Source organism: Aquaspirillum sp., assembly GCF_055136605.1.
Window position 1 is genome coordinate 1 of the sequence record NZ_JBSQVP010000085.1, and the last position, 11,467, is coordinate 11,467.

Annotated in this window: 11 protein-coding genes and 1 tRNA gene; 1 reads left to right on the top strand and 11 read right to left on the bottom strand. The window is 49.3% G+C overall.

Features of this window, described 5'->3' with window-relative positions; genetic code table 11:
- Positions 1-831: 831 nt before the first annotated feature.
- The 5 genes from lipA to ACTBZS_RS11205 all read right to left on the bottom strand — a co-directional run bounded on the left by lipA (position 832) and on the right by ACTBZS_RS11205 (position 4,349).
- Entirely contained in the window at positions 832-1,785 is a 954-nt protein-coding gene (gene lipA / locus ACTBZS_RS11185) for a lipoyl synthase (RefSeq protein WP_463044183.1), read from the bottom strand.
- The gene (gene lipB / locus ACTBZS_RS11190) at positions 1,782-2,402 is read right to left on the bottom strand and encodes a lipoyl(octanoyl) transferase LipB (RefSeq protein WP_463044189.1); all 621 of its coding nucleotides are present in this window, start codon (positions 2,400-2,402) and stop codon (positions 1,782-1,784) included. The genes lipA and lipB overlap by 4 nt, the downstream gene beginning before the upstream one ends.
- A 10-nt stretch (positions 2,403-2,412) precedes the next feature.
- Complete coding sequence (locus ACTBZS_RS11195) at positions 2,413-2,682, bottom strand: YbeD family protein (RefSeq protein ID WP_460429624.1); 270 nt, start codon at positions 2,680-2,682, stop codon at positions 2,413-2,415.
- Between the two features lie 13 nt (positions 2,683-2,695).
- Positions 2,696-3,838, bottom strand: a complete 1,143-nt coding sequence (locus ACTBZS_RS11200; RefSeq protein ID WP_460429625.1) for a D-alanyl-D-alanine carboxypeptidase family protein — start codon at positions 3,836-3,838, stop codon at positions 2,696-2,698.
- 262 nt (positions 3,839-4,100) lie between these two features.
- A complete protein-coding gene (locus tag ACTBZS_RS11205) occupies positions 4,101-4,349 on the bottom strand; it encodes a hypothetical protein (protein ID WP_460429626.1) in 249 nt (82 codons plus the stop codon).
- 94 nt (positions 4,350-4,443) lie between these two features.
- On the opposite strand from ACTBZS_RS11205, the gene ACTBZS_RS11210 reads away from it, so the two are divergent.
- Positions 4,444-4,782 carry a 5-carboxymethyl-2-hydroxymuconate Delta-isomerase gene (locus ACTBZS_RS11210; protein ID WP_463044184.1) on the top strand — a complete coding sequence of 113 codons (339 nt, stop codon included), beginning with the start codon at positions 4,444-4,446 and terminating at the stop codon, positions 4,780-4,782.
- 228 nt (positions 4,783-5,010) lie between these two features.
- Here ACTBZS_RS11210 and ACTBZS_RS11215 read toward each other — a convergent pair.
- From ACTBZS_RS11215 to ACTBZS_RS11240, 6 genes are all read right to left on the bottom strand, one after another.
- Positions 5,011-5,100, bottom strand: a tRNA-Ser gene (locus tag ACTBZS_RS11215).
- A 16-nt stretch (positions 5,101-5,116) separates the two neighbouring features.
- Positions 5,117-6,799, bottom strand: a complete 1,683-nt coding sequence (gene recN, locus ACTBZS_RS11220; RefSeq protein WP_463044185.1) for a DNA repair protein RecN — start codon at positions 6,797-6,799, stop codon at positions 5,117-5,119.
- Positions 6,800-6,830: 31 nt separating this feature from the next.
- Entirely contained in the window at positions 6,831-7,712 is an 882-nt protein-coding gene (locus tag ACTBZS_RS11225; RefSeq protein WP_460429678.1) for an NAD kinase, read from the bottom strand.
- Between the two features lie 99 nt (positions 7,713-7,811).
- Positions 7,812-8,558: a response regulator transcription factor gene (locus tag ACTBZS_RS11230; protein WP_463044186.1), complete on the bottom strand. Its 747-nt coding sequence runs from the start codon at positions 8,556-8,558 to the stop codon at positions 7,812-7,814.
- Positions 8,527-10,761: an ATP-binding protein gene (locus tag ACTBZS_RS11235; RefSeq protein WP_463044187.1), complete on the bottom strand. Its 2,235-nt coding sequence runs from the start codon at positions 10,759-10,761 to the stop codon at positions 8,527-8,529. The genes ACTBZS_RS11230 and ACTBZS_RS11235 overlap by 32 nt, the downstream gene beginning before the upstream one ends.
- A 42-nt stretch (positions 10,762-10,803) precedes the next feature.
- A partial coding sequence (locus ACTBZS_RS11240; RefSeq protein WP_463044188.1) for a UDP-2,3-diacylglucosamine diphosphatase occupies positions 10,804-11,467 on the bottom strand: 664 nt, incomplete at its 5' end.

The window sequence follows — 11,467 nt, forward strand, 5'->3', positions numbered from 1 at the left end:
GCAGGTATTATATATTTTTTATTTTCAGTTAAGATTTCCTGAACTTTGTATTCTTTTGCTTCCATCTATTGATCCTATTTGATTTGAAGTCATGATTTTTCTTGCAAAGTAAAAACTCTCTTTTTGAGTTTATATACAAATAAAGAAAACCAGACACCTTTATAAGGTCTAATCTGCAATGATTAATCTACCCTATTTTAATAAATAGTGCAAAATAAAACCCACTTCTCAAGGAAGAAGTTTGGGGTTAGAGGGTATCTACTACTCATCACCCGCGACTGGTTCGCTGTTGACATCGCTGCCAGCAGCGAAGCCATTATCGCCATCGATACAGTGATGCAGTTTTGTAGGGTGGATAAGCGTAGCGCATCCACCAAATCACTAAATCCAATGCGGGTGTTCTGGTAAAATCACAATGATTTTGATTGAAAAGGGGATTTCAAGCAATATTTGCCTGAAATCTTGCCGTAAACAATCAATATGATTTTCGTTGTTGAAAGATGGTTTTCTGTTCTTTGTCACGACGGTGAAAAAGTATTTTCCGCACGGGCTTTGGGCTCGTCGATAGTTGGTTGGTGGATGCGCTACGCTTATCCACCCTACCCTGTTGCACAGGAAATCACGCAACAAGTCTAAACAAGCCCTTGTTTTGTTGGACCATGCCCAGTTCTTCTAAAGCATCAATCACCGGTATGGTTGATCCAGCACGCGGTACATGCGCGGCTTTGCTGGCTTGTGTCGCTTCGGGTTCAACAAAGTGCTGTTGCAGGAGGATGTCAATAGAATTGCAAAGCCCTCGATGGTTGAGGGCTTGCCAACACTGAACAAACGTTATTCGTACACTCCCGCCTCATGTGCCTGCACATCGGCATGATAGCTAGACCGCACCATCGCACCGACTGCCGCATGTTTAAAGCCCATCTCGTAGGCCTTATTCTCAAACACCTTAAACTGCTCTGGTGTGACATAACGCAACACGGGCAAATGGCCATTAGACGGCTGTAGGTACTGACCAATGGTAATCATATCAATATCATGGGCGCGCATATCCGCCATGACTTCATAGACTTCCTCATCCGTCTCACCCAAACCAACCATAATCCCCGACTTTGTGACCACATCCGGATTACGCTGTTTGTACTGTTGCAGCAGTTGTAAAGAATGCAGATAGTCCGAACCCGGACGCGCTTGTTTATACAAACGTGGGGCTGTTTCTAAATTATGATTCATCACATCCGGACGGTCTGCCGATAGAATGTCGAGTGCCAATTCCAACCGACCACGAAAATCTGGCACCAAGACCTCAATTTGGGTTGAGGGTGATAAGCGGCGGATTTCGCGGATACATTCAGCAAAATGCTCGGCCCCGCCATCGCGCAAATCATCACGATCAACGGAAGTAATCACCACATAGCGCAATCGCAGCGAGGCAACTGTCTCTGCTAAATGTTTTGGCTCATTAGGATCGAGCGCATTAGGCCGGCCATGACCCACATCACAGAACGGACAGCGGCGAGTACAGATGTCGCCCATAATCATAAAAGTGGCCGTGCCTTTGCTAAAACACTCGCCGATATTAGGACAAGAGGCCTCTTCGCATACCGTATGCAGTTTTTGGCTGCGTAAAATGTCTTTAATCTCAAAAAAGCGTTGGCCAGTGGGCAACTTGGCGCGGATCCACTCTGGTTTTTTTAATTTTTCTTCTAGTGGCACAATTTTGATTGGAATGCGGGCTGTTTTGGCCTCGCCTTTGTGCTTCACGCCAATAGCGTTATCTAATTTCATGGTGTGTCTTCTCCGACTTCTGCTTCAAGTTGTGTGTAGAGATGGGGCAGAAGTTGTGCCGCACATTCTGCAACCGATAGCGTGATACCGAGCTGGCGCAATTGTGTTACCGCCAAACCTGCATAGCCACAGGGATTGATGACACTGAACGGTGATAAATCCATATCCACATTCAGCGACAGGCCGTGATAGGTGGCACCATTCCTGATACGCAGTCCCAACGAGGCAATCTTGGCACCATTGACATACACCCCCGGTGCATTGACATCGCCATAGGCTTCAATCCCGTGTTGCGCCAACAAAGCAATCACTGCCCGTTCTATACGCCGCACTAGCTCGCGGACACCATAACCATAGCGTTTTACATTCAACAACAAATACACCACCAACTGACCGGGGCCGTGGTAGGTGATTTGTCCACCACGGTCGGTTTTGACCACTGGAATCGTGGTGTGATGGAGTAAATGCTCGGGCTTACCGGCCAGCCCCTGTGTGAACACAGGCGGATGCTCAACCACCCAAATTTCATCGGCAGTCTCGGCTGTACGTTGCTCGGTAAAAGCCTGCATGGCACGCCAAGTGGGTTCGTATTCCACTTGGCCTAAAGAGCGGACAATCGGTCTCACGTTATAACACCACCTTCACCAAAGGATGGCTGGTGAGCGCCAAATAGAAATTATCGAGCTGAATGCGCGATTGGGCCTCGAAAGTGATGGTGAGGGCGACATAATTCCCCCCCTTACTTTCACGGCTTTCAACCATGCTGGCATCGAAGGTTTCGATATGCGTAGCCGCCACCTGACAAATCGCAGGAAACAGCTCGGGCACGTTGTGACCCATGATTTTGATGGGGAATTGGCAGGGAAACTGCAACAAATCCTGAGTGGAATCCGACATGGTGATGATTTCTTTACTGTAACATCAACTTGATGCTGTCGATTAAACGGCCAAAGAACCCCGCTTCGGGGACTTCTTTCAAGGCCACCAATGGTTGTTCAGCCAACACTTTGCCATCGAGGGACAAACTCAATTTACCGACGGTTTGACCTGCTTTAATCGGGGCTAACAGCGGTTTTTGTGTGGTCATTTGCACTTGAATCTTGCGTGCAGTGCCTTTGGGGACAGAAACATACACATCACGGCTGACACCAATTTCCAGCTCGCTTTCTTTACCCTTGAACACGGGGAGTTTCGACACCGGTTTTTTGTTCATATACAGCCGTGGGGTATCAAAGAACTGTAACCCGTAGTTCAATAACTTTGAACTCTCAACCGCACGCGCTTCGGGGCTGCTGGTACCAACCACCACCGACACCACACGGCGACCATCACGACGCGAACTGGCAACGAGGTTATACCCTGCCGCATCGGTAAAGCCGGTTTTCATCCCATCCACGTTGGGGTCACGATATAACAACAGGTTCCGGTTTGGCTGGGTAATGTTGTTATAGCGGAATTCTTTCTTGGAATAAATGGGATAAAACTCTGGGAAATCGCGGATCAGTGCATTGGCCAAAATGCCCAAGTCGCGTACGGTGGTGTAGTGCTGTGCCCCCGGTAACCCTGTGGCGTTTTGGAAGTTGGTGCCGTTCATACCAAGGCGACGCGCCTCACGGGTCATCAACTGACCAAATACCTCTTCGCTGCCAGCAATCGCTTCGGCCAAAGTGACACACGCATCATTCCCCGATTGGATAATCATGCCGTGGATCAGATCATTGACGCTAACGGGGATCCGAGGGTCAAGAAACATCCGCGACCCTTCTGTCCGCCAACCTTTTTGCGACACAGTCAGCTGTTGTTCTAACGTGAGCCGTTTTTCCTTCAACGCTTTGAAGGTCAGATAGGCCGTCATCAATTTAGTCAGCGAAGCTGGCTCAATGCGGGTATCAGGGTCGCGGGCAGCGAGGGTTTGACCACTATAAAAATCGTTCAAAATATAAGCCCGTCCTGCGATATCAGGTGGCGGTGGTGCAAAAGCACCTTCTGCCACCGCAGAAACGGATGTGGTTGCCAGCGTCACGGCTAAGGCATAAGCAAGCAGGTTTTTCATGCGAATTTGAAATAATCAGTTAAAAACAGCACTCATAAACAGAGCAAAGCTAAACTTTACTCGCGAAAAAGAGAATTATACACATGGGGCCGATTTGCGTTTTCGGAAGCGAAAATCTTATTACTGCAATCGCGCTGATCAGCGGCGATGTGATCCATGCGATTAGCTGAGGAGTGGCAACAGCAGAGGAGGTAAAAAACAGCGCAGGCAGGCAGTGCACCTGCCTGTCAGTGTGGGGTGTGGAGAGGGAACAGAACAGTCGCTAACCACGACTTAAAAACGGTTTCATCGCATTATCAATCTTTTTTTGTGCTTCTTCTTCGAGCATGATGACCCGCTTGGCCCAAAAATACGGCGAGATTTTAATGAAGTGCTCTGGTGTCATGCGTAAAATATCTGCCGCTTTCAGCACTTCATCCCAATCGCGGTTTGGCATCTCGTAACTGGAGATAATCACCCCGTTGGCCGAGGGAGTGAGGCTTGGGGTATCGGGTAGGTTTTGCTCGGACATCAAAAACTTCCTCATCAACTGTGGTACGGCTGGCGCTTATCATTTTACACTTTATGTGCCACTACATATAAACCTTTAACAACAGGGAAGACTCATGCCTCATTGCATTATTGAACACTCGATTTCTCTCAACGGTGCAGATTTGGTACCGATTGTATTTGACGCTGCGCTGGTGTCAGGATTATTTGCCGAGAACGGTCAGGATATTAAAGTCCGAGCTTTAGCCTATCAACACTATCTGACCGGTAAAGAGAAATCTGATTTTGTTCATATTACACTGAGAATTTTATCTGGTCGGACAGATGAACAAAAACAGTCTCTTTCACAAGTCGTTTTGCAACGCTTATCTGGTGTATCGCTGGAAAAGTGTTCGGTTACAGTGGAAATCGTGGAGATGGACAGAAACAGCTATGGCAAGTCGGTTTCTGTTTAGTGAAGGCAGTTAAAGCCTTGCAGCGCGCGGCTGTCAGCGATTTTATAGGCATCCTACACCCCTGTTTTTTAAGATGCCTACAAAAATGCCTACAACTGTGCTGAGTGCCTCTGTTGCGCACGGTTGTAGATTGTTGTCCTTGTAGGCAAAAAAAAACAGCAAAGCCATGATTTTACAGGGTTTGCTGTTGTGGTGTGTTGCTTACTTCACGCCTTCGTTGAGGCTGAGTGGCGGAAGTGGTGAGATTCGAACTCACGGAGGGCGTAAACCCTCGACGGTTTTCAAGACCGTTGCATTAAACCGCTCTGCCACACTTCCGCTAAAGAGACGCGCATCATACGAGATTTTCAGCGTGTTGTCTAGACTGCAACAACATTTCCTCGGCGTGTTGCAACGTGGCAGCGGTAATGTGTTCACCGCTTAGCATTCGCGCAATTTCCTGTGTCCGTTCCGCATGGTTCAACACATGAATTTGGCTAAATGTAGCGGCCTGATCGGTGTGTTTACTCACTTGCCAATGCTGTGCGCCGCAGGCGGCCACCTGTGGCAAATGCGTCACACATAACACTTGATAATGCTGTCCCAACTGGCGCAGTTTCTTACCGACAATTTCTGCCACTCGCCCACCAATGCCAACATCCACTTCATCAAAAATCAATGTTGGGACAGCGGCGAGACGACTGGTCACCACTTGTAGTGCCAAGCTGATGCGAGATAATTCTCCCCCCGATGCAACTTTGGCCAACGGTCGCAAACTCATGCCAGCATTGGCAGATACCAGATATTCCACTTGTTCCAAACCATACGCGGTTGGGCTGGCACAGGCGGAGAGTTCGATAGCGAAACGGGCGCCACCCATCGCTAAGCTTTGCATTTCGGTTTCAACGCGTGCGGCTAACTGCTGGGCGGCTTGTTGCCGCAGACGCGATAACTGTTCTGCAATTTCTTGATAGGCTTTTTCGAGTCTTGCTTCCTCTTCACGCAGGGCCTCCGGTTGGGCGCGTTGTTCTAAGGCAGCACGAGCGAGTTGCAGACGTTGTTCAACGGCAGGCAGTTCCTCTGGTCGGGTGCGATATTTCCGTGCCATGTCATGCAGCTTTTCGATACGACGCTCTAAACGCTGTAGCTCTGACGGGTCTTGTTCTACTTCGTCAACATAAGCTCGCAAGGCATACACCGCTTCTTGTAATTCTGCTTCTGCTGATGCTAACAATGACAGTGTATCATGGATACGGGTATCAAAATGGGCCAAGCGGCCTAGTCGGGTTTGCACCTGTGCCAACCGATCAAGGCTATTGTGTTCACCCTCGGCGAGGGTATAACGAGCATGTTCGGCACTTTCTAATAACTCGGCTGCATGGGCAAGGCGGCTGTGTTGTTGCGACAATTGCTCCCATTCGCCTTCTTGCAAGGTCAATTCAGCCAGCTCTTGCAACTGCCACTCTAAACGCGCTCGCTCTGACTCATAATCGGCTGCATGCTGTTCGGCTTCAAGGCGTTGTGCCTTGGTGTGTTGCCATTGTTGCCACACGTTTTTTAAATGGGCGGCGGTATCCAGTGCGCCGGCGTAAGCATCGAGTAATTGTCGCTGGATATCGTTTTTTAATAGTCCTTGGTGGGCGTGTTGGCCGTGAATCTCGACTAATAAACTGCCTGCCGCTTTGAGCTGGGCTAAGGTGACGGCTTGGCCATTGATAAAGCTTTTTGAGCGGCCTGACGCATCGATAACCCGCCGCAACAATAATTCGCTTTCCTCATTCTCTAACGCTTGTTCTTTGAGCCATTGTTGCAGTTCCTCTATTCCATGAATATCAAACCGTGCGGCTAATTCAGCGCGGGGTGCGCCGTGGCGGACTAAATTGCCCTCGCCGCGCCCGCCCAATAACAGGCCAAGTGCATCGAGTAAAATCGATTTACCCGCGCCGGTTTCTCCTGTTAAGACTGTGAATCCACGGTCGAATTCCAATTCCAGTTGATCGACAATGACAAAGTGACGAATAGAAAGATTGAGTAGCATGGCTTCAGCAAACAGAAAAACGATGGAAAAGTTATAACAGGCGTTCGCCCCAATGTAGCTTGTGCCGCAGCATATCGTAGTAGTTGTAATCCAGCGGATGTAAAAAACGCATGGTGTTAGGGTAACGCTGGATCACGACTTGATCGAGGTCTTGCAGTGTATGGTGTTCTTGACCATCAAAATGTACCCGCGCATCTTGGGTTCGCGTCATGATAACAGTGACTACACTTTGATCGTTAATGGCAATGGGTCGATTTGATAGAGACTGTGGACAGATTGGCACCAAAGCAATCGCGGGCACTGTGGGGTGGAGAATGGGCCCACCGGCAGCTAAAGAATAGGCTGTCGATCCCGTCGGTGTGGTTACAATCAACCCGTCTGAGCGTTGGCTATAGACAAATTGCTGATCGACAAACACCTCAAACTCTATCATCGCACCGGTCGCCCCTCGGCTAAACACCACATCATTTAAGGCAAGGCTGTGTGCAATCTGTTGTCCCTCGCGCACAATGGTACAGGACAATAACATCCGTTCTTCTGGACAGTGTTCGCCGCGTAAGATGGCACTGACAGTGGTTTGCATTTCATGCAGGGGAATGTCAGTCATAAATCCTAAACGCCCCTGATTGACGCCGATCAGCGGGACTTTATGGGGGGCCAGATGGCGTGCGACCGAGAGCATTGTGCCATCGCCTCCCAACACCACCGCCACATCAATGCAGTTTCCCAGTTGTGCCCGTTCTACTTGCGGGTAGGCGCTGGCAGCAAGTAGGGGGTCTTGTTGAGTATCACGGTCGATAATAACGCGCAAACCTTGCTGGTCTAAGTGTGCCGCAAGTTGCAGAAGAGATTGCGCTACTTCTGGTCGGCTGTGTCGAGCAATCAGACCAATCGTAGAGAAAAGACGGTTCATAAAAGTATCGTGCGCCTATGTAAAACATCGGTTCTAGGGCGGCAGGATAAGGCTGCCGCCGATTTCATAGAACCTCCGCGAGGAAACCCCTGACTTGAGTCAGGGGAGGAATTGCGCTATCGTCAGTACGTCGCCCGTATCCCTCTCGTGGCATGGCGGCAAAGCCGAATAACGGGGGATTGCACAAACTGCCGTTTGTGCAACCGGCCTTGTAAATGTCCGGAATGGCTGGGCAAGCGAATGGCATTCTAGTTTGTCAAATAAGCTGGCGCGGTGTGACTCAATGGTGCGTGAAGAAACTTGTAACACCGAAGCAATTTGCTTACTCGAAGCGCCTTGCATCACTTGTTTAAAGACTTCGCGCTCACGCGGCGACAGCCGCGATAATTTAGTTTCGACTTCTTGATGGGCGGCTTCTTGGCGATGTTTTTCGATGCTGCGTTGCAGCGCGGTATCAATCGCTTTGAGCAAGGCACGTTCATCAATCGGTTTTGTTAAGAAATCCACTGCCCCATTTTTGAAGGCCACCGCACATTGTTCAACATCACCATGCCCAGTAATAAAGATGATAGGCAAATCGGCATTGGCCAACTGTAAAATTTTTTGGACATCTAACCCAGAAAACAAAGGCATCCGTAAGTCTAAGATCACGCAAGCAATTTGGTGATCGTGGTGCTGGTTGTAGGTGGATAAGAACACTTCGGGAGAATCGTAGGCAATCACTTCAAGGCCGTTGGAACGCAACAACATCGACAGCGAATCTAACACCGCCGGATCATCATCGACCAAATAGACAATTGGCTGTTGCGCTTGGCTAGGGGTTGGGGTGTGGGGTGTGGTGTCCATAGTCGTTTTGATTCATAGAGGCAATAGGAAGCGACAAGATAAAGTTTGCGCCGCCATGTGGCAAGTTTTGTGCTTTTAAGCTGCCCCCAAACGATTGAGCGATGGTCTGACAAATGGTCAATCCCAAGCCCATCCCACTCGCTTTATTGGTAAAAAACGGTTGAAATAATTTCTCGAAATCGCCTTTGGCAATCCCTTTGCCGTTATCCGCGATAGAAAGACGCACCATACCGCTGTCGCTGCTGGTGTGGAGAGTGAGTTCGCCGAGATGTCCCATAAATTCAACGGCATCCATGCCATTGCGTAATAGATTGAGTGCAATTTGTTCTAACTGAATTGAGTCGGCCATCACAAGCGGTAAATCGGGTGCTAAGTGACATTGCACTTTCACGTGTTTTCTTTGTAATTCATGGTCAGCCAATTCTAAAACATCGCCGACGACTTGATTGAGTGAGATGGCTTGGATATTGACTGGGCGGCGGGTGATAAATTGTCGCAGACGATGAATAATGCTGCCGGCGCGTTGTGCTTGGTTGGCAATTGCCTGCATCGCCCGTTGTAACTGATTAAATTCAATCTCTTCTTCAGGTTCATCTAACAACCGCAAACAGGCTTGGCTATAGCTCAAGATGGCAGAAAGCGGTTGGTTAATCTCATGAGCGATCCCTGAGGCCATCTCACCCATCGTATGCAGACGACCGACGTGGGCCAGTTGCACTTCATGTTCACGAATGCGCTGTTCGCTGGCGGCGAGGGCTTCCATCGCACGTTGCCGCACTGGGCCAATGTTGCGGAACGTGAGCACGCCACCCCGCACCCGTCTTTCATTAGAAAACAGCGGTGAAATCATCCCTTCCACATGCAATAGGGTGTGGCCTTGCCGCTGTAGCCGCGCATTTTCGCCGAACTCAATTGCCTTTGCCTCTTGTAGGCAATAGGCAAATAAATTATCTGGCAAGGCGCCGGATTGGGTGCGGACAGTAAACAGCTCTTGTAGCGGTTTGCCTAATGCATTGCCTTCGTCAAGTTGTAATAACTGACATGCAATCGGATTGATATATTCAACTTGTTGTTGACGATTAAAGGTGATGACGCCATCACCGATGGCTTCTAGTGTGACCTTTGCTAATTCGCGTTGGCGGCGGAGTGAGGCTTCGGCTTGTTGTTGCTGGCGCTGTGTACGCTGTTTTTGCAAAATCCCACGCATTAAAAAGAAACACGCCGCCCAAACCACTGCCCAGCCAAATAATAGATAGGTCCACTGTGCATGTTGCCAGCGCGTTTGCCATGCAATATCCAGCACAAATGGCTGACTTTCACTGGGAAGCCCCAAAGTTTTTTGAAAACGAGGTAACCAAATGCTGCTGTGATCGTTGGCTTTAGATTGATACAGTGGGTGCACCATTGATTCTTTGCCGTCCGTATGCCGCATGGTGAGGGTAGCCCCCAAATTGGATTTATGCGTACTGGCATCGATCAATTTTTGGCTATCGACCAACAAAACCACAATCGCTTGTTCCGCCCCTTGCATCGGATGGATGATGTTATCGGTACGGATGGCCTGCATCAGCATATAAGAATAGCGCCCTTGAATCGACACAAACCCCCCTGAGGCGACGGCATTGGGATGGCGTAAGGCGCGGGCAACGGTGCGTTGCAAGATCGGATGTTGCAGTAAATCTAAGCCGATAATAAACGGATATTGTTTTTCGGGCGGCTCACGAAACACGATAGGCGCATACAGGGCACGGTCGGGAGCGATGCGCCAAGGCTGTGCTTCACCAAAATGAAATTCGCGGATATGAAACGGTTGTTGGTACAAAATCGACCACGACATTTCAAACTGTGGCCGCAGGTGGTAGGGCACCGGTGAGACAAATTCAAACGACTGTAGCTGTGGGTGTGGTTTCAAAAGATGGGCGGCGTATTGCCGAATGTCCTCTAAATCGATTACCCGCAAACTCTCGAACAAGCCAACAATGCTATTGAGTACATGCTCATTCTGGCGCAGTTGGGTTTCGATATGGCTGGCAATCAGCTCACTTTCTTTATCAAACCGATCTTCCCACTCGCGCCATTGCCAATAACCATAGACAGCTCCCACCAATAAGCCACCGACTAACCAACTCAAAAACGCCACCATTCGCCACCGTGATGGCAAACGATAGAGGATTAAAATCATACGGCGTAGTTTACGTCGCATGATCGTCATTAAAGAGAAGTTTGTCATGCAGTAATGATGACATCAGCAATCCTTACTCGGCAAGAGGGTTTCTAATAATTTTTTGTCATTTGCCATCGTCATTTGATAACGAGTAATGTGCCCGTTATCCATTGCTAAATAGCCGCCTTTATTGTCATACCAATCTGGAATCACCCAACGTGATAACAGCCGCGAGCCGATGTGATGACGATGATGGCGCGGGCGGTGGGTGTGGCCGTGGATGAGATAGTCTGCTGCTTGCTGGTGCCAGCTGTGTTCAAGGGCTGCGGTGTTGACATCCATAATCTGGGCGGTGCTGTCTTGCTTATGGCGTTGGCTACGCTGGCGCAGTTTTTCTGCCAGTTGTTGGCGGAAAGACAGCGGTAGACGCCGCAACAAGGCCAATCGCCACGGCTGTCGAATTTTTTGTCGATAGCGTTGATAGGCGACATCATCGGTACACCAAATATCACCGTGGGACACCATCACGCGATGGTGTTGACACTGAATCACACTGGGATCTTCTAGCAAGGTGGCGCCGGTTAACTCGCTAAACCGTTGCCCGAGTAGAAAATCGCGATTGCCACGCATGATAAATAGGGGGGTGTGATAGGCGAACTTCCCCATTTCAGCAATTAACTGACAATTTAAAGGGGTTAAGTCGTCATCACCAATCCAGTATTCAAACAGGCCTCCCAAGATATAC